Annotated in this window: 18 protein-coding genes; 13 read left to right on the plus strand and 5 right to left on the minus strand. The window is 66.0% G+C overall.

Annotated elements, in window-relative coordinates; translation table 11 throughout:
* The first annotated feature begins 41 nt into the window (after positions 1–41).
* The gene (locus ACFW0H_RS18890; RefSeq protein ID WP_422915402.1) at positions 42–575 is read left to right on the plus strand and encodes a DUF3299 domain-containing protein; all 534 of its coding nucleotides are present in this window, start codon (positions 42–44) and stop codon (positions 573–575) included.
* A 179-nt stretch (positions 576–754) separates the two neighbouring features.
* On the opposite strand, the gene ACFW0H_RS18895 is transcribed toward ACFW0H_RS18890, so the two are convergent.
* A complete protein-coding gene (locus ACFW0H_RS18895; RefSeq protein WP_422915403.1) occupies positions 755–1663 on the minus strand; it encodes a D-hexose-6-phosphate mutarotase in 909 nt (302 codons plus the stop codon).
* A gap of 359 nt (positions 1664–2022) precedes the next feature.
* On the opposite strand from ACFW0H_RS18895, the gene ACFW0H_RS18900 reads away from it, so the two are divergent.
* The 4 genes from ACFW0H_RS18900 to ACFW0H_RS18915 are packed head-to-tail and all read left to right on the plus strand — an operon-like array spanning position 2023 to position 6264.
* Complete coding sequence (locus ACFW0H_RS18900) at positions 2023–3177, plus strand: efflux RND transporter periplasmic adaptor subunit (RefSeq protein ID WP_422915404.1); 1155 nt, start codon at positions 2023–2025, stop codon at positions 3175–3177.
* Between the two features lie 5 nt (positions 3178–3182).
* Entirely contained in the window at positions 3183–3860 is a 678-nt protein-coding gene (locus tag ACFW0H_RS18905; RefSeq protein WP_422915507.1) for an ABC transporter ATP-binding protein, read from the plus strand.
* On the plus strand, positions 3860–5071 hold the full coding sequence (locus tag ACFW0H_RS18910) for an ABC transporter permease (RefSeq protein WP_422915405.1): 1212 nt from the start codon (positions 3860–3862) through the stop codon (positions 5069–5071). The genes ACFW0H_RS18905 and ACFW0H_RS18910 overlap by 1 nt, the downstream gene beginning before the upstream one ends.
* Entirely contained in the window at positions 5071–6264 is a 1194-nt protein-coding gene (locus ACFW0H_RS18915) for an ABC transporter permease (protein WP_422915406.1), read from the plus strand. The genes ACFW0H_RS18910 and ACFW0H_RS18915 overlap by 1 nt, the downstream gene beginning before the upstream one ends.
* Before the next feature lie 428 nt (positions 6265–6692).
* Here the strand turns inward: ACFW0H_RS18915 and ACFW0H_RS18920 are convergent, their stop codons facing one another.
* On the minus strand, positions 6693–7100 hold the full coding sequence (locus tag ACFW0H_RS18920; RefSeq protein ID WP_422915407.1) for an acyl-CoA thioesterase: 408 nt from the start codon (positions 7098–7100) through the stop codon (positions 6693–6695).
* Between the two features lie 274 nt (positions 7101–7374).
* Here ACFW0H_RS18920 and ACFW0H_RS18925 point away from each other — a divergent pair, with 274 nt between their 5' ends.
* Positions 7375–8664 carry an MFS transporter gene (locus tag ACFW0H_RS18925; RefSeq protein WP_422915408.1) on the plus strand — a complete coding sequence of 430 codons (1290 nt, stop codon included), beginning with the start codon at positions 7375–7377 and terminating at the stop codon, positions 8662–8664.
* A gap of 93 nt (positions 8665–8757) precedes the next feature.
* Here the strand turns inward: ACFW0H_RS18925 and ACFW0H_RS18930 are convergent, their stop codons facing one another.
* Complete coding sequence (locus tag ACFW0H_RS18930) at positions 8758–10017, minus strand: PQQ-dependent sugar dehydrogenase (protein WP_422915409.1); 1260 nt, start codon at positions 10015–10017, stop codon at positions 8758–8760.
* A gap of 161 nt (positions 10018–10178) precedes the next feature.
* On the opposite strand from ACFW0H_RS18930, the gene ACFW0H_RS18935 reads away from it, so the two are divergent.
* The 7 genes from ACFW0H_RS18935 (at position 10179) to ACFW0H_RS18965 (ending at position 19342) form a co-directional block, all read left to right on the plus strand.
* Entirely contained in the window at positions 10179–11150 is a 972-nt protein-coding gene (locus ACFW0H_RS18935) for a phosphate ABC transporter substrate-binding protein PstS family protein (RefSeq protein ID WP_422915410.1), read from the plus strand.
* 214 nt (positions 11151–11364) lie between these two features.
* A complete protein-coding gene (locus ACFW0H_RS18940; RefSeq protein WP_459077320.1) occupies positions 11365–13653 on the plus strand; it encodes an ABC transporter permease subunit in 2289 nt (762 codons plus the stop codon).
* A gap of 196 nt (positions 13654–13849) precedes the next feature.
* Positions 13850–15520 carry a phosphate ABC transporter permease PstA gene (gene pstA / locus ACFW0H_RS18945; RefSeq protein WP_422915411.1) on the plus strand — a complete coding sequence of 557 codons (1671 nt, stop codon included), beginning with the start codon at positions 13850–13852 and terminating at the stop codon, positions 15518–15520.
* A 68-nt stretch (positions 15521–15588) separates the two neighbouring features.
* Positions 15589–16422, plus strand: coding sequence for a phosphate ABC transporter ATP-binding protein PstB (pstB, locus tag ACFW0H_RS18950; protein ID WP_422915412.1), 834 nt, complete (start codon positions 15589–15591; stop codon positions 16420–16422).
* Between the two features lie 118 nt (positions 16423–16540).
* Positions 16541–17281, plus strand: coding sequence for a phosphate signaling complex protein PhoU (phoU, locus tag ACFW0H_RS18955; protein WP_422915413.1), 741 nt, complete (start codon positions 16541–16543; stop codon positions 17279–17281).
* A 151-nt stretch (positions 17282–17432) separates the two neighbouring features.
* Complete coding sequence (locus ACFW0H_RS18960) at positions 17433–18341, plus strand: response regulator (RefSeq protein WP_422915414.1); 909 nt, start codon at positions 17433–17435, stop codon at positions 18339–18341.
* A gap of 104 nt (positions 18342–18445) precedes the next feature.
* The gene (locus ACFW0H_RS18965; protein WP_422915415.1) at positions 18446–19342 is read left to right on the plus strand and encodes a peptidoglycan DD-metalloendopeptidase family protein; all 897 of its coding nucleotides are present in this window, start codon (positions 18446–18448) and stop codon (positions 19340–19342) included.
* A gap of 157 nt (positions 19343–19499) precedes the next feature.
* On the opposite strand, the gene ACFW0H_RS18970 is transcribed toward ACFW0H_RS18965, so the two are convergent.
* On the minus strand, positions 19500–20840 hold the full coding sequence (locus ACFW0H_RS18970) for a hemolysin family protein (RefSeq protein ID WP_422915416.1): 1341 nt from the start codon (positions 20838–20840) through the stop codon (positions 19500–19502).
* Between the two features lie 76 nt (positions 20841–20916).
* Positions 20917–22221 carry a phosphate regulon sensor histidine kinase PhoR gene (phoR, locus tag ACFW0H_RS18975; RefSeq protein WP_422915417.1) on the minus strand — a complete coding sequence of 435 codons (1305 nt, stop codon included), beginning with the start codon at positions 22219–22221 and terminating at the stop codon, positions 20917–20919.
* Positions 22222–22248: the final 27 nt, after the last annotated feature.

Raw genomic sequence — 22248 nt, forward strand, 5'->3', positions numbered from 1 at the left:
AGCGCCTGACGTTCCCGCCCCACGCTTTCACGAGTCTTTCCATGCGCCGTCTCGCCTGCCTCCTGCTGCTGTTCTGCTGCACCCTCGCCCGCGCCGAACTCCCCGAAACCGACTGGTTGGAACTGATGCCGCCCGAGGACCGCAAGGCCCTCGAGGAAATGCCGGAAATCAGCCACGACAGCCCCGAGGCCGATGGCACCTTCGACCAGAAGGGCGGCCTCAAGCAGCAGAAGGACCTGCCGGCGGTGATGTATTCGGCCAGGACGGTCGCCGCCCTGGATGGCAAGGAAATCCATATCGGCGGCTATCCGGTGCCCCTGGAAAGCGACGCCAAGGGGCGCAGCACCCTGTTCTTCCTGGTGCCATACCCCGGCGCCTGCATCCACGTGCCGCCGCCGCCGCCGAACCAGATCGTCCTGGTGCGCTACCCCAAGGGCATCGCCCTGGACGATATCTACGCGCCCATCTGGGTGGACGGCACCCTCAAGGTGGAGAAGGTCAGCAACGACCTGGCCGACGCCGCCTATGCGATGGACGCCGGGCAGGTGCGGTTGGTGGAAGAGGGCGACCTCTGATCCATTCGCCCGCTGGCAGGAGAGGCGCTTTTGGCGCCCTCTCCCTCCGGGAGAGGGCGGGGGGTGAGGGATGGTTCAGGCCGTCGCGGTCTGCAAAGGCAGGCCTGCGGCCTGCTTGGCGAATGAATTCGCCCCTACAAGAATCAACCCCAGCGAGTCGGTCGCCCAGGCGCTCGTAATCAGAGCGGCTTGCTGGTGACCTTGAGCTCCATCCTGTGCTCCTCACCGGGCCTTAGCACCAGGAAGTCGTCCGTCACCCGCGCCGTCTCGATGCAGAGCATGCCCTGCCACGCGTCCTCGGCGAATTGGCTGAGGCGCTTGGACTTGTCGATCCAGGGGTTCCACACCACGGCCGAAGCGGAGCCGCTCACCTCCAGCTGGATGCGGCGTTTCCAGGCGCGGTCGAGGATGGCCATGCGCCGGGACGTTTCCAGGTAGATGCGGTCGGTTTCGCCGCTGAAGACGATGTTTCCCTGCTGTTTTCGCTGCTGCCAGTCTTCCAGGGTCTCGATATAGCGGCAACCGTCCAGGCCTTCCACCTCTACCTCACGGATGTCGCTGACGGTGAAGTAGCTGTGCAGCGCCTGGCTCAGGGCCAGGGGGCTGTCGCCGGTGTTACGGGTGGAGAGGGCCAGTTGCAGGTTCTCGTCCAGCAGGATGGAGAATTTCAGTTGGGCGCAGTGGGGCCAGCCCGGCAGGGGCTCTTTGCTGGTGTCCAGGGCGAATTCCAGGCGCACCGCCGGCCCTTCGCTGTCGATGCCCAGCAGGTCCCATTCGCGCTCGCGCACCAGGCCGTGGGCCGGGCAAATGGGGCCGCCCCGGTGCATGCCCTGGATTTCGGCCGGATTGCGCCGCAGGTCGCCGAACCAGGGCCAGCACACCGGTACGCCGCCGCGCACAGCCTTGCCCTTCTGGTACACCGCCTGGTCGCTCAACCAGATCACCGGCTCCTCGCCATGGGGCTGATAGCTCAGCACCTGTGCACCTTGCTGGGCCACCAGCAATTCCGCGTGGCGGGTATGCACCCGCCAGCAAACCAGTTCATCCACCTCAAGCTGTTCCACGGTGGGCAGGGTTTCGTCGTACATCGCAATCTCCGCTTGCTGTGCTGTCGGGCCGCCGAGGCGCCATCTGCTATTTCGAATCAGCATGGCAGAGGCGGCAAGGGCTTTCTCGGCATTCGACCAAGTGATCGGCAATTGGGTTGCGAGTGACCGGATTTTGACGCGTTCGCATTTGGCTCTCGCAAGTGAGGGTCCACTTGTCGGCGTTTTGACATGGATGGTCAGAGACCCCGTAGCCCCTGGTTTGCGATTGGCGCTGCTAAGGCTGTGATTTCTCGACTCTCCTTGCCGGAAGGCCGGTTGCGGACGGGACATTGGTACCGAAAGGCCCCCCACTGGCGGACCTAGACTTTTTTTATTCGCTCGCAAGTGGAGTCGATGCCATGCGCAAGCTGTTGATAATAATTCCTATTTTCGTCGCCGTGGCGGCGCTCGCGGGCTTCTGGGCGCGCCCCGAGCCCGTGCCGGTGCAACTGGTGGAAGTGGCCAAGGGCGAGGTGGAAACCCTGGTGGCCAACACCCGCGCGGGCACCGTGAAAGCCTGCCGGCGCGCCCATCTGTCGTTCAAGACCGGTGGCCAGGTAAGCGAGCTGCTGATCCATGCAGGGCAGCGGGTGCAGGCCGGCGATGTGCTCATGCGCCTGCGTCAGGACGACCTGCAGGCGCGGGTGGACGAGGCCCGCGCGCGGCTCGACGCCCAGCGCAATCTGCGCGAGCAGAGCTGTAGTCAGGCGAGCCAGGACCAGCGCGACCTGCAACGCCTGGACCGCCTCGCCGAACGCAATTTGGCCCCCCAGGATCAGCGGGACCAGAGCGCCACCCGTGCGCGCCTGTCGCAGCTCCTGTGCAGCGGTGGTGAGGCAAGGATTCGCGAGGCCGAAGCCAGCCTTGAGCTGCAATTGGCGCAACTGGACCAGGCCACCTTGCGTGCGCCCTTCGCCGGCATAGTCGCCGAGATCAACGGCGAGCTGGGCGAAGTGGTGACGCCCTCGCCGCCGGGTATTCCGACGCCGCCGGCGGTGGACCTGATCGACGATCAGTGCCTCTATGTAGAAGCCCCGATAGATGAGGTGGATGCCGCGCTGGTACGTCCCGGCATGCCGGTGCGCATCACCCTGGACGCTTTCCGTGGGCGCAGCTTCGAAGGACGGGTCAGCCGCATCGCACCCTTCGTCCGTGAGCTGGAGAAGCAGGCGCGTACCGTCGATGTCGAAGTGAAGTTCGAGCGGGTGCCAACGGACCTGATGCTGCTCAGCGGCTACAGCGCCGACGTGGAAATTCTCCTGGCCCACCGTGAGCAGGCCCTGCGGGTGCCCACCGAAAGCCTGCTGGAAGGCGGCAGGGTGCTGCGTTACGACCCCAGTAACGGCCATCTGCGCGAGCAGAAGGTGGAGATCGGCCTGGCCAACTGGCGCTGGAGCGAGGTCAGGGGCGGGTTGGCGCCCGGCGACCGCATCCTGCCGAGTCTGCAGCACGACGGCCTGGTCGACGGTAGCGTGGTCAGCCCCAGCGGTGAGGCCCGGGAGCGCGCACCGTGATTCTCATGCAGCAGGTCAGCCGCAGCTTCCTGCTGGGCGGGCAGCAGGTGTGCGCTCTCGACCACCTCGATCTGGACGTGGCCGACGGTGAGTACCTGGCCATTTCCGGCGCCTCCGGCTCCGGCAAATCCACGCTGCTGAACATCCTCGGGCTGCTGGACGCTCCGGACAGCGGCGAGTTCTGGCTGGACGAGGAGCCCACCGCGGGCCTTGCCGAAGAGCGTCGTGCCACCCTGCGCAGCCACTTGATCGGTTTCGTCTTCCAGTCCTTCCACCTGGTTCCGCGCCTGACCACCCTGGAAAATATCGAGCTGCCGATGCTGCTGGCCGGCATCGACCCCGCCGAACGCCGCCGCCGCAGCCTGCAGCTGGCGGAACGCCTGGGCCTCGGTGACCGGCTGCGCCATCACCCGGCCGAGCTGTCCGGTGGCCAGCGCCAGCGCGTGGCCATCGCCCGCGCCATGGTGATGCGGCCGCGCCTGCTGCTGGCCGATGAGCCCACCGGCAACCTCGACAGCCAGTCCGGCACCGAAGTGGTCGCCCTGCTGGAAGAGCTGAATGCCGAGGGCCTGACGCTGATCCTGGTGACCCACGACGCCCAGCACGCCGCCCGGGCTCATCGGCAGGTGCAGATGCGCGACGGACGCATTCTCTGCGACCGCCGCCGGGGCGTGGTGGCCTGATGGACCTGTTGGATGCCTGTCGCTTCTGGCTCGGCGCCCTGAGCGGGCACCGTTCACGCAGCCTCATGCTGCTCCTGGCGATGGCGGTGGGCGTGTTCTTCGTGACCTTGCTGGGTGGCCTGGGGGAGGGCGCCCGGGCCTATGTGCTGGGGGAGTTCTCCCTGCTCGGGCGCGACATCCTTATAGTCCTGCCCGGGCGCAATGAAACCACCGGCGGCATGCCGCCCATCACCGGTATGGCGCCGCGCCCGCTGACCCAGGCCGACGCCGCGGCGCTGGTCCGCCTGTCGGCGGTGCAACGGGTTGCGCCGCTGCATGCCGGGCAGCTGGAGGTCAGCCGCGACAACCGCAATCGCGAGGCCCTGACCCTGGGTACCACCCGCGCCTTTTTCGCCATCCGCCAGTTGCGCCTGGCTCAGGGGCAGCCGCTGCCGGAACTGGAGCCTGGCCAGACGGAACAGGTCTGCGTGATCGGCAGCCACCTGCGTCGCGAGCTGTTCGGCAGCGCCCCGGCGCTTGGCCAGTGGCTGCGTGCCGGCGACCGCCGCTTCCGGGTGATCGGGGTGCTGGATGAGCGTGGTGAATCCCTGGGAATGGACTTTTCCGAGGCGCTGATCGTCCCGGTGGCCAGCGCCGAGGCGCTGTTCGATCGTGAAGGGCTGTTCCGGGTCTTCGTCGAGGCCCGTGGTCCCAGCTACCTGGATAGTGCCCGGCGCCAGGTGCTGGCAGCCCTCAAGGACCGCCACCAGGGCGAGGAGGACGTCACCCTGCTCAGCCAGGACTCGATGCTCGCCGCCTTCGACCACATCCTCGGCGGCCTGACCCTGGCGCTGGCCGGCATAGCGGCCATCAGCCTGTTGGTGGCGGGCATCCTGGTCATGAACGTGACCTGGATCTCCGTGTTGCAGCGCACTGCCGAGATCGGCCTGCTCAAGGCCGTGGGCGCCAGCTCGACCCAGGTGCGCCTGCTGTTTCTCGGTGAAGCCGCGCTGCTGGCGCTGCTCGGCGCCGGCTCCGGGCTGGCCCTCGGCGAACTGCTGCTGTGGATCGGCCGGCTGGCCAGTGACCTGCCGCTGCAGGCGCCCTGGTGGGCGCGGCTCGGTGCGCCGGCCCTGGCCCTCGGCGCCGCGCTGTTGTTCGCCTGGCTGCCGGCCAGCCATGCCGCCGCCCAGGCGCCGGTTCAGGCGTTGCGTCCGCAGGGTGGCCTCTGATGCGCTGGCGCGACGGTCTCGGCCTGTGTGGCTCGGCCCTTTCCAGCCAGCCCATGCGCAGCCTGCTGACCCTGCTCGGGGTGGCCATCGGCATCGCCGCCGTGGCGCTGCTCACGGCCATGGGCGAGGGGCTGCGCGAGCGGGTGCTGGACAGCTTCGCCCAGTTCGGCACCCGGGTGGTGACGGTGCGTCCCGGCACCCTGCCCACCGGCGGTATCGGCGGGATACTCGCCAGCGCGCGGCCGCTGACCATTGCCGACGCGGACGCCCTGGGCCGCCTGGCCCATGCGGAGGCGGTGGTGCCGATCATCCAGGGCAATGGCGATATCCAGGCCGGTGGGCGCCAGCGGCGGGTGGATATCCTCGGCAGCGGTTCCCAACTGGCGGCCGCCTGGCGCGTGCACATGGCCCAGGGGCAGTTCCTGCCGCCCTCGCGGGACGGCCGCACGCCACCCTATGTGGTGCTGGGTTCGAAACTGGGGGTGGAGTTGTTCGGCAGCGCCAATCCGGTTGGCCAGCGAGTGCGGGTGGGGGGCATGAGCTTCCGGGTGATCGGGGTGATGGCGAGCAAGGGCAACCTGTTGGGGTTCGACCTCGACGACATCGCCTATATACCGGTGGACTGGGCGGAGAACCTGTTCAACCGCGAAGGTCTGGTCAAGATCCATGTGCTGTTCGATGACAGCGTCCCGGCCGAGGCCTTCGCCGCGACCGTACGGCGGCTGCTGGTGGAGCGCCACGGCCGCGAGGACTTCCGCATGACCTCCCAGGGCGACCTGCTGGGCAGCCTCAACCGCATCCTCGCCGCCATCACTCTGGGCATCGCCGCGCTGGGCGGAATCTCCCTGCTGGTGGGGGCGGTGGGCATCCTCACCATCATGACCACTACAGTCGGCGAGCGAACCGCCGAGATCGGCCTGCTCCGCGCGGTGGGCGCCGCGCCGCGCCAGGTGCTGGCGCTGTTCCTGGCCGAGGCGACCTTGCTATCGCTGCTCGGCGGCGTGCTCGGCCTGGTGATGGTGGGCATTCTGTTGGGTGCGCTGCACTGGCTGGTGCCGGGGTTGCCGCTGCGCCTGAGCCCGCCGCTGGTGCTGCTGGCGCTGCTGCTATCGGTGCTGGTGGGCATCGCTGCCGGCCTGGCGCCGGCGCGGCGCGCGGCGAAGTTGCATCCGGTGGATGCGCTGCGCCTGTAGGTCGGGGCGGGCGGCGTTGGGCTGGTCCGTGGGAGATTCCGTATCAATCGAGGCGTAGGGTGGAAATCCCTTTGGGGATTTGCACCATCGGTGTCTGTGATCGGCCTCGCTGGTGGATAGAAAAGCGCTATCCACCCTACACGGCTGACCGGGTAGGGTGCGCCGTGCGCACCAAGGGTTGAGCGAGGCGCAGAGGCTGATCCCGCGATCGGTGCGCATGGCGCACCCTACGGTGGGGCAAGTGCAGGAGTTTCGCCCCAGGTGCGTAGCTAGACTCCGCCCCCTTACAGGGGCAAAAGCCAGACCACGCTCTACGAGCGTGGATGTTTGCTCGCGATTGAAATCGCCCCCACAAGCGAGGCATGACCGGCCTTTAGTGTTCGCCCCATGAAAAAGGGCCGCTTGAGCGGCCCTTTCTGCATTGCGGCTCAGCCGCGACGCGGCGGGACCGGGCGGGTGCGGCCGCTGCCGTCGATGGCGACGAAGACGAACACGGTCTCAGTGACCTTGCGCCATTCGCTGGAAAGGGGGTCGTCGCTCCAGACTTCCACCAGCATCTGGATGGAGCTGCGGCCGATCTCCAGGGTCTGGGTATAGAAGGAGAGCTGGGCGCCCACGGCCACCGGTACCAGGAACGCCATGCGGTCGATGGCCACCGTGGCCACGCGGCCTGCGGCCACCTTGCTGGCCATGGCAGTACCGGCCAGGTCCATCTGGGAGACCAGCCAGCCGCCATAGATGTCGCCGAAGCCGTTGGTTTCCCGCGGGAGCGCGGTGATCTGCAGGGCGAGGTCGCCTTGCGGGGTGAGGTTCTCTTCTTCTTCGATTTCGATCATGCCGGGAGTGCCTGTTTCATGTGTGTGTGGCGCCAATGCCTGGAAAGGGCGTGCCCTTTCCTTCCCTGTGCGCCAGCCGACCCACTGCATGCCGACCCGCGCTTGACAGTGCGCAGTATATCGCCATGGGGTGGCGCCAGACGACCGTCGCGGCGCCACAGCGGCGGTTTTCTGGCCAAGACTGTGTAGCTCTGACGGTTTTTGATATGTTGCCAGGCGTTTTTTCCGCCCAAGCAGCGGGAAACGCCCGCACCCCCAGACGAGAATCCCAATAATGTCTTCCGTGCTTGCCACCGAGGCGACCGCCTCGCGACCGCTGACCCGCAGCGACTACAAGACCCTGTCGCTCTCTGCCCTGGGCGGTGCCCTGGAGTTCTACGACTTCATCATCTTCGTCTTCTTCGCCGCGGTGGTGGGCAAATTGTTCTTCCCCGCCGAGATGCCGGAGTGGCTGCGCCAGCTGCAGACCTTCGGCATCTTCGCCGCCGGCTACCTGGCGCGGCCCCTGGGCGGCATCGTCATGGCGCACTTCGGCGACCTGCTGGGGCGCAAGCGCATGTTCACCCTGAGCATCTTCCTGATGGCGGTGCCCACCCTGACCATGGGCCTGTTGCCCACCTACGAACAGATCGGCATCTGGGCACCGCTGGCGCTGCTGCTCATGCGCGTGGTGCAGGGCGCGGCCATCGGCGGTGAAGTGCCGGGGGCCTGGGTCTTCGTCGCCGAGCACGTGCCGTCGCGGTATATCGGCTACGCCTGCGGCACCCTGACCTCGGGTCTGACCGCCGGCATCCTGCTGGGTTCGCTGATGGCGACCCTGATCAACAGCCTCTATTCCCCGGCCGAGGTGCTGGACTGGGCCTGGCGCCTGCCCTTCCTGGTGGGCGGCGTGTTCGGCCTGTTCGCCGTGTACCTGCGCCAATGGCTGCACGAGACCCCGGTGTTCGCCGAGATGCAGCAGCGCAAGGCGCTGGCCGACGAGGTGCCGCTGAAGACCGTGTTGCGCGAGCATCGTGGCGCCATCGTGCTGTCCATGCTGCTGACCTGGGTGCTGTCGGCCGCCATTGTCGTGGTCATCCTGATGACCCCGACCCTGCTGCAGACGGTCTACGGCTTTGAAGCCGCCACCGCGCTGAAGGCCAACAGCCTGGCCATCGTCCTGCTGTCCATCGGCTGCGTCGTGGCCGGCGTCCTGGCCGACCGCTTCGGCGCCGGGCGCACTTTCCTCGTCGGCGGCCTGCTGCTGGCGATCAGCTCCTGGACTTTGTACACCAGCCTCAAGGCCCATCCGGACTGGCTGTTCCCGCTCTACGCGCTGACCGGCTTGTTCGTCGGCACCATCGGCGCCGTGCCCTACGTGATGGTCAAGGCCTTCCCGCCGGTGGTGCGTTTCTCCGGCCTGTCGTTCTCCTACAACCTGGCCTACGCCATCTTCGGCGGCCTGACGCCGATGGTGGTGTCGCTGCTGATGAAGTGGGACAGCCTGGGACCGGCCTACTATGTGGGGACGCTCTGCGGCGTGGCGGTACTGATCGGTGTGTTCCTCATCGCAAAGAAGCGCTGAGGTGAGAGCCATGTAGGGTGGAAATCCACGTGTTGGATTTCCACCGCGATGGTGGATAGAGAAGCGCTATCCACCCTACGGGGCTCCTAGGCCCTACTTCTTCGCCGCACTCACCCGCCAGACCTTGTTGCCCACGTCGTCCGTCACCAGCAGGGCGCCTTTGAGGTCCAGCCTCACATCCACCGGGCGACCCCGGACATTGCCCTCGGCGTCGAGGAAGCCGGTCAGCACGTCCATCGGCTGGCCGTGGGGCTTGCCATTGCGGAAGGGCACGAAGATCACCTTGTAACCGTTGTCGGGTTTGCGGATCCAGGAGCCGCGCTGGCTCACGAACAGGCCGTTGCGGAACTTCGGCAGCTTGCTGCCCTTGGCGAAGGCGATGCCCATCGAGGCGGTGTGCGGGCCGAGGGCGTAGTCAGGCACCAGGGCCTTGGCCACCAGGTCCGGCCGTTGTGGCTGCACGCGTTCGTCGACATGCTGGCCGAAATGGCTGTAGGGCCAGCCATAGAATCCACCGTCCTTCACCGAAGTGATGTAGTCCGGCACCAGATCGCTGCCGAGTTCGCCGCGCTCGATGACTGCGGCCCACAGCTTGCCGGTCTGCGGCTCCCAGGCCAGGCCGTGGGGATTGCGCAGGCCGGTGGCGAAGAGGCGTTTGGCGCCGCTGGCACGATCCACTTCCCAGATCGCCGCGCGGCCTTCCTCCTCCGCCATTCCGTTCTCGCCGGCATTGCTGTTGGAGCCGACCGTGACATAGAGCTTGCGGCCGTCGCGACTGGCAATGACGTTCTTGGTCCAGTGACGGTTCAGCCCGGCGGGCAGGTCGGTGACCAGGGTGGGTGGCTCGCTGATCTCGGTCGCTCCCTTCACATAGGGGAAGCGCACCAGGGAGTCGGCATTGGCCACGTAGAGGTCCTTGCCCACCAGCACCATGCCGAAGGGCGAACGTAGGTCTTTCAGGAAGGTGCTGCGCAGGTCGGCTACGCCATCGCCGTTGATGTCCCGCAGCAGGGAAATGCGGTTGACGCTTTTTTCCTGGGCGTCGCGACTCTTCATGGTCAGGCCGGAAAACCAGCCCTGGATACCGGCGGGCTTGGGGGTATCCGGTGCGGCACTTTCAGCCACCAGCACATCGCCATTGGGCAGCACATAGAGCCAGCGGGGGTGCTGCAGGCCCTCGGCGAAGGCATTCACCCGGGCGCCATCGGTGGCCTGCGGCGTGGTGTCCCGGGGCCAGCCGATGGGCTCTTTCGTTGCGGGTCTGATGCCTTCCGCTATGTCGCGCAGGGCCTGTTGGCTGCACGCTGTGCACAGTGCCAGGGCGGCGATGGGCAGCAGGGGATGGAGCTTCATATGGGGTGGTCTCCTGAAGGTTTTCCGGGCTCTATCCCAGGTTGGACAAGCGATGATGGCTATTCATCCAATTGTCACAATCAATTCATAGAGTGGTCATACGGCCTCCCGATACTGGCCCCCGTTGCATTCAACCCCCTCGTCCTGCTTAGGAGCAAGGCATGAAACTGAAGCGTTTGATGGCGGCCCTGACCTTCGTCGCTGCCGGCGTCGCTACCGCCAGCGCGGTTGCCGCTGTCGACCCGTCCATTCCGGCCTACCAGAAGACCACTGGTGTTTCCGGCAACCTCTCCAGCGTAGGTTCCGACACCCTGGCCAACCTGATGACCCTGTGGGCCGAGGCGTACAAGCGCGAATATCCGAACGTGAACATCCAGATCCAGGCCGCCGGTTCCTCCACCGCGCCGCCGGCTCTGACCGAAGGCACCGCCAACCTGGGCCCGATGAGCCGCAAGATGAAGGACGTCGAACTGCAGGCCTTCGAAGAGAAGTATGGCTACAAACCGACCGCCGTACCGGTGGCCGTCGACGCCCTGGCGATTTTCGTGCACAAGGACAACCCCATCAAAGGCCTGACCATGCAGCAGGTCGATGCGATCTTCTCCGCCAACCGCCTGTGCGGTGGCAAGAGCGACGCCAAGACCTGGGGCGACGTGGGCGTGACCGGCGACCTGGCTTCCAAGCCGATCCAGTTGTTCGGTCGTAACTCGGTATCCGGCACCTACGGCTACTTCAAGGAAGAAGCCCTGTGCAAAGGCGACTTCAAGGCTAATGTGAACGAACAGCCGGGTTCCGCTTCCGTCGTTCAGTCCATCAGCCAGTCCGTCAACGGCATCGGCTACTCCGGCATCGGCTACAAGACTTCCAGCGTGAAGACCGTGGCCCTGGCCAAGAAAGAAGGTGGCGAGTTCGTTGAAGACAACGAGCAGAACGCCCTGAACGGCAGCTACCCGCTGTCCCGTTTCCTCTACGTCTACGTGAACAAGGCGCCGAACAAGCCGCTGGCTCCCCTGGAAGCCGAGTTCGTAAAGTTGGTTCTGTCCAAGCAGGGTCAGGAAGTGGTCGTCAAGGACGGCTACATCCCGGTTCCGGCTAAAGTTGCTGAGAAGACCCTGAAGGAACTGGGCCTGTAATCCAGGCCGGATAAGGGGGCGGCGGCCTTGAGCACGCCGCCCCGCAAGGACGCAAGGGCGACGGGAGACCCCCGCCGCAGAAGCCCACCCGAGGCCTCCTCCGGGTGGGCTTCGCCACGTCAACTCGCTGTAATTTTTCTGTCACACGAAGACCGTAGGCTGTGCCCCCATCGTAAAAGCCTGCGCGCGCCGACTGTGGCAAGAGCCTGAATCCATGACTGACCTGGCCAACTCCCTGACAACTCCGAAGAACCCACCCGCCCGCATCGACTTCAATACGCCTGCGCTGGTGCGCAAGCGCAAGATGCGCGCCCTGAAGGACCGCCTGACCCGCTGGTACGTGCTGGTAGGCGGCCTCGCCGTTCTCGGCGCCATCACCCTGATTTTCTTCTACCTGGCCTATGTGGTCCTGCCGCTGTTCCAGGGCGCCGAACTGACCGCGAAAAAGGTGCAGAGCCCGGCCTGGTTGCAGCAGGATGCCGGCAAGCCGCTGCTGCTGGCCCTGGAAGAACAGAACATGGTGGGCCTGCGTGTCGCCGACAAGGGCGAAGTGCAGTTCTTCGCGGTGAAGGACGGTGGCTTGCTGAAACGCCAGCAATTGCCCCTGCCGGCAGGCGTCAGTGTGGTGTCCATCGGCCAGGACCAGCCCGGCAGTCCGCTGGTGGTCCTGGGTCTGTCCAACGGCCAGGCGCTGATCTTCAAGCACAGCTACAAGGTCACCTACCCGGACAACAAGAAGACCATCGAACCCCAGGTCAGCTTCCCCTACGGCGAGGCGCCCATGGCGCTCGACGCTGAGGGGCGTCCGCTGGAGCACATCGCTCTCAGCATCAATGACGAGACCCTGGTGCTGGCCGGCTCCACCGGCAACCAGCTCCACGTGCAGCAGGTGGTCAGCGAAGAGAACATGCTGACCGGCGAGACCACCCAGGAGCAGTCCAGCGTCGAACTGCCGCAGATGGTCGAGCCGATCAAGGCGATCTACATCGACCCGCGCCACCAGTGGCTCTATGTCCTCAACGGTCGCGCCCAGGCTGACGTCTTCAGCCTGCGCGAGCACGCCCTGAACGGCCGCTACAAGCTGCTGGAAGACGGCGAACGCGAGGTTTCCGCCAGCAGCATGCTTCTGGGCGGCATCTCCCTGATGGTGGGCGACTCCAAGGGCGGCATCAGCCAGTGGTTCATGGCCCGCGACCCGGATGGCTCCTCGCGCCTCAAGCACATCCGCGACTTCCAGCTGGGCACTGCCCCAGTGGTGCAGATCACCGCGGAAGAGCGCCGCAAGGGCTTCGTCGCCCTGGACGCCACCGGCCACCTCGGCGTGTTCCACAGCACGGCCAATCGCACCTTGCTGGTGGAGCCGGTAACCGACGCATCCGGCCTGCTGGCCCTGTCGCCACGCGCCAACCGTGTGGTGGTCGAGGAAGGCGGCCAGCTGATGCCATTCCGCCTCAGCAACCCGCACCCGGAGGTCTCCTGGAGCGCGCTGTGGGGCAAGGTGTGGTACGAGAGCTATGACGAGCCCAAGTACGTCTGGCAATCCACCGCCGCCAACACCGACTTCGAGCCCAAGCTGAGCCTGGCGCCGCTGACCTTCGGCACCCTCAAGGCAGCCTTCTACGCCATGCTGCTGGCTGCCCCGCTGGCCATCGCCGCGGCCATCTACACCGCCTACTTCATGGCACCGGCCATGCGCCGCAAGGTCAAGCCGGTGATCGAGCTGATGGAAGCCCTGCCCACCGTGATCCTGGGCTTCTTCGCCGGCCTGTTCCTGGCGCCCTATGTGGAAGGCCACCTGCCCGGCATCTTCAGCCTGCTGCTGCTGACGCCCATCGGCATCCTGCTGGCCGGCTTCATCTGGAGCCGCCTGCCGGAGTCCATCCGCCTGCGCGTGCCGGACGGCTGGGAAGCGGCCATCCTGATCCCGGTGGTGGGCCTCACCGCCTGGATCGCCCTGGGCATGAGCCCGCTGCTGGAAAGCTGGTTCTTCGGCGGCGACATGCGCCTGTGGATCAGCAACGACCTTGGCATCACCTACGACCAGCGCAATGCCCTGATCGTCGGCCTGGCCATGGGCTTCGCGGTGATCCCGAACATCTTCTCCATCGCCGAAGACGCCGTGTTCAGCGTGCCCAGGAGCCTCACCTACGGCTCCCTGGCACTGGGCGCAACGCCCTGGCAGACCATGACCCGCGTGGTCCTGCTGACCGCCAGCCCGGGCATCTTCTCGGCGCTGATGATCGGCCTCGGCCGCGCCGTGGGCGAGACCATGATCGTACTGATGGCCACCGGCAATACCCCGGTGATGGAAGCGAACATCTTCGAAGGCATGCGCACCCTGGCCGCCAACGTGGCGGTGGAGATGCCGGAGTCGGAAGTCGGCGGCAGCCACTACCGCGTGCTGTTCCTCTCGGCCCTGGTGCTGCTGACCTTCACCTTCATCATGAACACCCTGGCCGAGCTGATCCGCCAGCGGCTGCGCAAGAAGTACGCATCTCTGTAAGAGCGACGCCCCAGGCGTCGCATCTGATCCCCCTCTCCCTCCGGGAGAGGGTGGTCCGCAGGACCGGGTGAGGGATGTCTGGCCGAGCGCTGAAGCCCTATCCCCAATCCTCTCCCTTCGGGTGCGGGGGTAAACAACACGAAACCTCCGGCAGTGATGCGGGAGGAAATGGAAGACTCAAGCGGTGGAGAAATCCGTGAAAAAGGTTTCCCTGAAAAACTGGTTCAAGAGCGGCGCACCGGGCGTCTGGATAAGCGGCGGCGCGGTGTCCATCGCGGTCATCATGACCATCGGCCTGCTCTCGGTGATCGCCGTGCGCGGTCTCGCCCACTTCTGGCCGGCGGACCTGGTGGAAGCGCAGTACGCGATTCCCGGCCAGGCCGCCAAGCCGGTGATCGGCGAGGCGGTGCAGATCGAGGAAGTGTCCCGTGCGCGCCTGAAGGGCGCCGGTCTGCCGGTGCCGGACGAGGGCCCGGAGTTCATGACCCGCGAGCTGCTCAAGGTGGGCAACCGTGACGTCTATGGCAGCGACTTCAGCTGGGTGGTGGGGGATTGGCTGCAGGAGCAGAAGCATCCGACCGACCTGGTGGCGCTGGAGCGCCGCGAATGGGGCAACTTCTATGGCCGTCTGGTGGCGGTCAAGGAAAACGGCCAGGTGGTGGCCGAAGGCGAAGCCGCCATGGCCGAGCTGCAGCAGCGCCTGGAACGGGTCAATGACCTCTATGCCCAGCTCTACCAGCTGGAGAAGAAGGACATCGGCGGCATCAACCATGGCCTTGAGCGCCTGCGCCTGCAGACCCGCAAGCTGGAGCTCAACGACGCCCTGACCCCCGAGGCCCAGGCCGACATCGCCGCCGAGCGCGCCGAGCTGGAGCAACGCTACAAGGGCCTGGAAGAGCAGCTGATGGGGCTGCACCAGCAGTTCAACCGCGACAGCGTGGTGGTCCGCGAAGCGGGTGGCAAGGAGCAGGAAATCAGCCTCGGCAAGGTGGTCCACGCCTATCAGCCGAACGCCATGGGCCTGTTCGACAAGCTCGGCTTCTACTTCGCCAAACTGTGGGAGTTCCTCGCCGACGACCCGCGTGAGGCCAACACCGAAGGCGGTATCTTCCCGGCCATCTTCGGCACCATCATGATGACCCTGATCATGGCCGTGATCGTCACCCCCTTCGGTGTGATCGCCGCCATCTACCTGCGCGAGTACGCCAAGCAGGGCCCGCTGACCCGCGTGATCCGCATTGCGGTGAACAACCTGGCGGGCGTTCCGGCCATCGTCTACGGCGTGTTCGGCCTGGGCTTCTTCGTCTACGTGCTGGGCGGCTCCCTGGACCGCCTGTTCTTCCCCGAGTCCGCCCCGGCGCCGACCTTCGGCACCCCCGGCCTGCTCTGGGCGTCCCTGACCCTGGCGATCCTCGCCGTGCCGGTGGTGATCGTCGCCACCGAGGAAGGCCTGGCGCGGATTCCCCGTGCGGTACGTGAAGGCTCCCTGGCCCTCGGTGCGACCAAGGCCGAGACCCTGTGGAAGGTGGTCCTGCCCATGGCCAGCCCGGCGATGATGACCGGCCTGATCCTCGCCGTGGCCCGCGCCGCCGGCGAAGTGGCGCCGCTGATGCTGGTGGGCGTGGTGAAACTGGCCCCCAGCCTGCCGGTGGACGGCAACTACCCGTACCTGCACCTGGACCAGAAGATCATGCACCTGGGCTTCCACATCTATGACGTCGGCTTCCAGAGCCCCAACGTCGAGGCCGCCCGCCCGCTGGTTTACGCCACTGCGCTGCTGCTGGTGATGGTGATCGCACTGCTGAACTTCTCGGCCGTCGCCATCCGTAACCACCTGCGCGAGAAATACAAGGCGCTGGACAGCTGATCCGTCCACCGCGAACCGCTTTGCCTGAAGCACACAGCTTGTAGCTCGGAGCTACGAACGGAGTGAATATGCAACACGAAACCCATAGCCACGGCGTCAACATTTCCGCCCTCGGCCGCGACAAGCAGAACCTGCGCCTGGCCGAGGAGACCGTTGCCCTCGAAGTGCCCGGCCTCTCCCTGTTCTATGGCGAGAAGCAGGCCCTGCACAACGTCAGCATGAACATCCCGAAGCAGCGCGTAACCGCCTTCATCGGGCCGTCCGGCTGCGGCAAGTCCACGCTGCTGCGCTGCTTCAATCGCATGAACGACCTGGTGGACGGTTGCCGCGTCGATGGCGAGATCCGCCTTGACGGCAACAACATCTACCGCAAGGGCGAAGACGTGGCCGAGCTGCGTCGCCGCGTGGGCATGGTGTTCCAGAAGCCGAACCCCTTCCCCAAGAGCATCTACGAGAACGTGGTCTACGGCCTGCGCATCCAGGGCATCAACAAGAAGCGCGTACTGGACGAAGCCGTGGAGTGGGCGCTGAAGGGCGCCGCGCTGTGGGATGAGGTAAAGGACCGCCTGCACGAATCCGCCCTGGGCCTCTCCGGCGGCCAGCAGCAGCGTCTGGTGATCGCCCGCACCATCGCGGTGGAGCCTGAAGTGCTGCTGCTCGACGAGCCCTGCTCGGCCCTGGACCCTATCTCCACCCTGAAGGTGGAAGAGCTGATCTATGAGCTCAAGAGCAAGTACACCATCGTCATCGTGACCCACAACATGCAGCAGGCGGCGCGGGTTTCCGACTACACCGCGTTCATGTACATGGGCAAGCTGATCGAGTTCGGCGACACCGACACCCTGTTCACCAACCCGGCCAAGAAGCAGACCGAGGACTACATCACCGGTCGCTACGGTTAAGCGCGCGAAGCGCGCCAGCTGCAAGCCGCAAGCCTCAAGCGGCAAGTCAGCCCAAGGACACGAATCAACCGACTTGACGCTTGCAGCTTGAAGCTTGCAACTTTCGCGGAGCGAAAAAATGATCGACAAAGACAGCCTTACCCATCACATCTCCCAGCAGTTCAACGCCGAACTGGAGGAAGTGCGCAGCCACCTCCTGGCGATGGGTGGCCTGGTCGAGAAGCAGGTCAACGACGCGGTCACCGCGCTGATCGACGCCGACTCGGGCCTGGCCCAGCAGGTGCGCGAGATCGATGACCAGATCAACCAGATGGAGCGCAACATCGACGAAGAGTGCGTGCGCATTCTCGCCCGCCGCCAGCCGGCCGCTTCCGACCTGCGTCTGATCATCAGCATCTCCAAGTCGGTGATCGACCTGGAGCGCATCGGCGACGAAGCGTCGAAGATCGCCCGCCGCGCCATCCAGCTTTGCGAAGAGGGCGTGGCGCCGCGCGGTTACGTCGAGGTGCGCCACATCGGCGACCAGGTGCGCAGGATGGTCCAGGAAGCCCTGGACGCCTTCGCCCGTTTCGATGCCGACCTGGCCCTGTCGGTGGCCCAGTACGACAAGAACATCGACCGTGAGTACAAGACCGCCTTGCGTGAGCTGGTCACCTACATGATGGAAGACCCGCGCGCCATCAGCCGCGTGCTCAACGTCATCTGGGCCCTGCGTTCCCTGGAGCGCATCGGCGACCACGCCCGCAACATCTCCGAGCTGGTGATCTACCTGGTGCGCGGCACCGACGTTCGCCACCTGGGCCTGGCGCGCATGACCGAAGAGGTCAAGGGCAACGGCAAGGACGCCTCGCAAGGCTGATCCCGACCTGTGGATAAAGCGCCCGGCCCTGTGCCGGGCGTTTTGCTTCCAGGCCGCCACCTGGTTCGACTGGCCGGCCGAGTCGCAATCAGGCTTGGCAATTGGCTATCAGCCGGGGCTATGCTAAGCCCCGTTTCCCAAGGAGCAGTCGATGGGCAAGGTCAATGTGCTGGTGGTGGACGATGCATCCTTTATTCGCGACCTGGTGAAGAAGGGGCTGCGCGACCATTTCCCCGGCATCCAGATCGAAGAGGCGATCAATGGGCGCAAGGCCCAGCAGTGGCTCGCCCGCGCCAGCGTCGACCTGATCCTCTGTGACTGGGAAATGCCCGAAATGTCGGGTCTGGAGCTGCTCACCTGGTGCCGCGAGCAGGACAACCTGAAGGCCACGCCCTTCATCATGGTCACCAGTCGCGGCGACAAGGAGAACGTCATCCAGGCCATCCAGGCCGGCGTCTCCGACTACATCGGCAAACCCTTTTCCAACGATCAGCTGGTGACCAAGGTGAAGAAGGCCCTGGCCCGCACGGGCCGGCTCGAAGCCCTGGCGGCCAGCGCGCCGGTGCGCCTGCCCAACGCCGGCGGCTTCGCCAACGACTCCCTGGCGGCGCTCACCGGTGGCAAGGCCGAGGTGGTGCGCCCGGCCGATGCCGCGCCGGCTGCCTCCATTGCCAGGCCCGCTACCCCCGCGCCGTCGGCCAGGTCCGCCGCCCAGACCCCCGGTGGCCGGGGCCAGGCCCAGCTGCGCCTGACGGCCGGCGTGCTGAGCTGCGTGATCAAGGCCCTGAGCCTGAAGGACGCGCAGCTGGTGGTGCGCCGTGGCGAGCCGCTGCCGCAGGTGCTGGAAAGCGCGGTGCTCGACCTGGAGCAGGGTGAGGGTGGCGAAGTGGCGCGGCTCAACGGCTACCTGCACGGGGTCGCGGCACTGGAGCCAAGCCCCGACAGCGAGTGGCTGCAGCTCACCTTCCGCTTCGTCGACCGCGATTCGCAGAAGCTCGATTACCTGTCGCGGCTGATCGCCCGCGGCACGGTGCAGAAGCATTTCGTCCCCGGCGCCTGATCCGCCAGCCAACCCCGTCACAGCCCGACGGGCGACGTCTCGCCGGCCGCTGGCCACGCTGCTAGTCTTCGGCTACACGGAGCACAGAAGAACAACGGGCTGTCATGCTGGGGCGATTCCTTTCTCTGCTGCTGTTGGCCGGCGCGAGCCTGCCGGCGGCGGCGCTGACCATCTACAAGTACACCGATGCCAACGGTGTGGTGACCTATACCGACCAGGCCGTGGCCGGCGCCAGCGTGTTCGTGTTCCGCGATCGCATGGTGGAGCGCCTGGACCTGTCGGTGAAGCTGGAAACCAAGAAGCACGCGGCCGGGGAGACCCTGCTACTGCGCAATGAACTGTTCGCGCCGGTGGAAGTGGAGCTGCGCATCGACCAGGCGGAGAACGTTTCCGGCGCTCCCGACCAACCGATCCGCTGGGTGCTGGCACCGCGCAGCAGCATGCGCATGGCCACCCTGGCGCCGACCGATGCCAGCCGGCCCATGCGCTACAAGCCGAAACTGCGCTACGCCTTGGGCGACCCGCGCCAGCAACCGCTGGTCTATCGTTACCCCCTGCCCTGGCAGGGTGGGCCCTTCCGCCTGACCCAGGGTGCCAACGGCCGCTACAGCCATTTCACCCCCAAGGGCCGCTATGCCCTGGATATCGCCATGCCCGAAGGCACACCCATCGTCGCGGCGCGGCCCGGGGTCGTGGTGAAGATCGAGAACCAGCAGAGTGGCCGGGGCAACAATCCCTCCGGCAACTTCGTGCGCATCCTGCACGACGACGGCACCATGGGCGTCTACCTGCACCTGATGCGCGGCTCGGTGCAGGTGCGCGAGGGCCAGCAGGTGGCCATCGGCGAACGCATTGCCCGCTCCGGCAACACCGGCAACAGCACCGGCCCGCACCTGCACTTCGTCATCCAGCGCAACGTCGGCCTGGCGCTGGAGTCCATCCCCTTCGACTTCGCCCAGCCGGTGGACACCCTGCCGAACTTCGCCGTCGGCGGGGAATAAGGGCAGAAAGCCGATAAGGGCGGTGCAGCACCGGAAGAACTCCGACCAGCCGTAGGGTGGAAAGCGCTTTTCTTTCCACCATCGTGGCTGGGGTGGATGCCGAATGGTGGACCGAAAAGCGTGGTCCACCCTGCGCGGGGCTATGAGCCGCCAGCCTTCAGTCCAGCTTGAGCACCTTGGCCAGGACGATCTTCGGGCCTTTCATCTTCTTCACGATGATGCGCAGGCCGTCGGTTTCCAGCACTTCTTCTTCTTCCGGCACGCGGTTGAGGGTCTCGTAGACGAGGCCCGCAAGCGTGTCGGCTTCGACATGGTCGAGGTCGATGCCGAGCAGGCGCTCCACCTTGAACAGGGGGGTGTCGCCGCGCACCAGCAGCTTGCCCGGCTGGTAGGCGAGGACGCCACGTTCGGTCTTGCGGTGTTCGTCCTGGATATCACCCACCAGCACTTCCAGCACGTCCTCCATGGTCAGGAAGCCCACCACCTTGCCGTCGGCCTCCTCGACCACGGCGAAGTGCGCGCCGCCCTGGCGGAATTGCTCCAGCAGGCGCGACAGCGGCATGTGCTTGGTGACCCGTTCCAGCGGATGGGTGAGTTCGGCCAGGTCGAAGGTCTCCGGCAGGCTGTCCAGGGCGGACAGGGCCAGCAGCAGGTCCTTGATGTGCAGCACGCCGATGAACTCGCCCTTCTGGTCGTCATGCACCGGGTAGCGGCTGTACTTGTGGCGGCGGATGACGCTGAGGATGTCCGCCAGCGGCGCGTCATGTTCGAGGAAGATCAGGTCTTCCCGCGAATTGGCCCAGTCCACCACTTCCAGTTCGCCCAGTTCCACCGCCGAGGCCAGCACACGCATGCCCTGGTCGCTGGGGTCGCGGGCGCGGCTGGAGTGGAGGATCAGTTTCAGCTCATCGCGGCTGTAGTGGTGCTCATGGTGCGGACCGGGCTCGCCTTGCCCGGCGATGCGCAGGATGGTGTTGGCGCTGGCGTTGAGCAGCCAGATGGCCGGGTACATCAGCCAGTAGAAGAGGTAGAGCGGCACGGCGGTCCACAGGGAGAGCAGTTCCGGCTTGCGGATGGCCCAGGACTTGGGCGCCAGTTCGCCGACCACGATGTGCAGGTAGGAAATGATGAAGAACGCGGTGAAGAAGGCGACGCCGTGGACCAGCTTCTCCGAAGCGATGCCGACGTAGGCCAGCACGGGCTGCAGCAGGTGGGCGAAGGCCGGCTCGCCGACCCAGCCCAGGCCCAGCGAGGCCAGGGTGATGCCCAGCTGGCAGGCCGAGAGATAGGCGTCCAGCTGGTTGTGCACGGTGCGCAGGATACGGCCCCGCCAGCCGTGCTGGTCGGCAATGGCTTCGACGCGGGTGGAGCGCAGCTTGACCATGGCGAACTCGGCAGCCACGAAGAAGCCGTTGAGCAGCACGAGAAAGAGGGCAAAAAGAATCAGGCCGAAATCGGCGAAGTAAGAGAGGAAATTGGAACTGGGGGAAGGGTCCATGGAGGCTTTTGCTGAGAAATGACCGGCTAAGGGTGAAGGCTGCACCCCGAGTTTGCAAGTCGGGGCGCGCCGGCGATCAGTTCCGCCGAGCCACCTGGGTGGCCGGGAAATTACAGGTGAAGGTGCTGCCGTGGTTGAGCACCGAGCTGATGTCGAGGCGCCCGCGATGACGGATCAGCACGTGCTTGACGATCGCCAGGCCCAGGCCCGTGCCACCGGTGCTGCTGTTGCGGCTGGAGTCGACGCGGTAGAAACGCTCGGTCAGGCGCGGCACGTGCTTGGCCTCGATGCCGATGCCGCTGTCCTGCACCGCGAGGTGCGCCCCGCTGTCATCGCCCCACCAGCGGATGCGGATCTCGCCCTCGTCCGGGGTGTACTTCACCGCGTTGAACACCAGGTTGGAGAAGGCGCTGCGCAGTTCCGCCTCGCTTCCGCGCAGCTTGTAGTTGTGGTCGGCTTCCAGGGTGATGCGGTGGTGGCGGTTGCCGGACAGGGCGATGGCGTCGGCCTTGATCTGCAGCAGCATCAGGTCCACGGCCACCGGCTGGTTGTCCGAGGGGTAGTCGGTGGCTTCGAGCTTGGCCAGCAGCAGCAGATCGTTGAGCAGGTTCTGCATGCGCTTGCCCTGCTGGCTCATCTGCTGCAGCGCGCGGGTCCAGCGCGGGTTCACGTCTTCGACATTGTCCAGCAGCGTCTCCAGGTAGCCGGCGATCACCGTCAGCGGGGTGCGCAGCTCGTGGGAGACGTTGGCGACGAAGTCCTTGCGCATCTGCTCCAGCTGGTAGAGGCGGGTGACGTCGCGCACCAGCATCAGGTGCTCGCTGTTGCCGTACTGGGTGATGTGGAACTGCAGCTGCAGGCGGTCATTGACCGGCGAGGGCAGGTCCAGCGGCTCGTGGTAATTACCCTGCTCGAAGTATTCCTTGAAGCGCGGATGGCGGATCAGGTTGGTCACCGGCTGGCCGCTGTCCTGGGGCGTCTTCAGGCCCAGCAGGGTTTCCGCGGCGCGGTTCCACCAGTCCAGGTTGCCGTCGCTGTCGAGCATCACCACGGCGTCCTTCAACGCGGCGGTGGATTCCTGCACCCGGTCGATCACCGCCTGCAGGCGGCCGCGCACGCGCTGGTCGCGGCGCTGGAGGTGGTAGATGCTGTCGAATACCTCGCCCCACAGGCCGTAGCCGTCGGGCGGCGGCTCGTCGGGCTGGTGTTCCTTGAGCCATTGGTACAGGCGCAGCAATTGCGCCAGGGTCCAGCCCAGGTAGGCGCCGAGGCCGACCACCAGGGCCCAGGCATAGTGTCCGGTGACCAGGCCCACCAGCAGGCAGGCACCAATCAGCAACAACAGGCGGCGGATGACTACGCCGCGCCAGTCTTTATTCACCTATCGCGTCCTTGTGCTCGGCCTTGA

It is taken from the genome of Metapseudomonas cellulosilytica (assembly GCF_049334135.1).
Taxonomy (GTDB): Bacteria; Pseudomonadota; Gammaproteobacteria; order Pseudomonadales; family Pseudomonadaceae; genus Metapseudomonas.

Excerpts from the sequence above, each read along its gene's own strand:
- ACFW0H_RS18925 (WP_422915408.1), top strand. The coding sequence starts at position 7,375 with ATGTCTTCCGTGCTTGCCACCGAGGCGACCGCCTCGCGACCGCTGACC.
- ACFW0H_RS18935 (WP_422915410.1), top strand. The coding sequence starts at position 10,179 with ATGAAACTGAAGCGTTTGATGGCGGCCCTGACCTTCGTCGCTGCCGGC.
- ACFW0H_RS18910 (WP_422915405.1), top strand. The coding sequence starts at position 3,860 with ATGGACCTGTTGGATGCCTGTCGCTTCTGGCTCGGCGCCCTGAGCGGG.
- ACFW0H_RS18970 (WP_422915416.1), bottom strand. The coding sequence starts at position 20,840 with ATGGACCCTTCCCCCAGTTCCAATTTCCTCTCTTACTTCGCCGATTTC.
- ACFW0H_RS18905 (WP_422915507.1), top strand. The coding sequence starts at position 3,183 with ATGCAGCAGGTCAGCCGCAGCTTCCTGCTGGGCGGGCAGCAGGTGTGC.
- ACFW0H_RS18940 (WP_459077320.1), top strand. The coding sequence starts at position 11,365 with ATGACTGACCTGGCCAACTCCCTGACAACTCCGAAGAACCCACCCGCC.
- phoU (WP_422915413.1), top strand. The coding sequence starts at position 16,541 with ATGATCGACAAAGACAGCCTTACCCATCACATCTCCCAGCAGTTCAAC.
- ACFW0H_RS18930 (WP_422915409.1), bottom strand. The coding sequence starts at position 10,017 with ATGAAGCTCCATCCCCTGCTGCCCATCGCCGCCCTGGCACTGTGCACA.
- ACFW0H_RS18915 (WP_422915406.1), top strand. The coding sequence starts at position 5,071 with ATGCGCTGGCGCGACGGTCTCGGCCTGTGTGGCTCGGCCCTTTCCAGC.
- ACFW0H_RS18895 (WP_422915403.1), bottom strand. The coding sequence starts at position 1,663 with ATGTACGACGAAACCCTGCCCACCGTGGAACAGCTTGAGGTGGATGAA.
- ACFW0H_RS18920 (WP_422915407.1), bottom strand. The coding sequence starts at position 7,100 with ATGATCGAAATCGAAGAAGAAGAGAACCTCACCCCGCAAGGCGACCTC.
- pstB (WP_422915412.1), top strand. The coding sequence starts at position 15,589 with ATGCAACACGAAACCCATAGCCACGGCGTCAACATTTCCGCCCTCGGC.
- ACFW0H_RS18965 (WP_422915415.1), top strand. The coding sequence starts at position 18,446 with ATGCTGGGGCGATTCCTTTCTCTGCTGCTGTTGGCCGGCGCGAGCCTG.
- ACFW0H_RS18900 (WP_422915404.1), top strand. The coding sequence starts at position 2,023 with ATGCGCAAGCTGTTGATAATAATTCCTATTTTCGTCGCCGTGGCGGCG.
- ACFW0H_RS18960 (WP_422915414.1), top strand. The coding sequence starts at position 17,433 with ATGGGCAAGGTCAATGTGCTGGTGGTGGACGATGCATCCTTTATTCGC.
- ACFW0H_RS18890 (WP_422915402.1), top strand. The coding sequence starts at position 42 with ATGCGCCGTCTCGCCTGCCTCCTGCTGCTGTTCTGCTGCACCCTCGCC.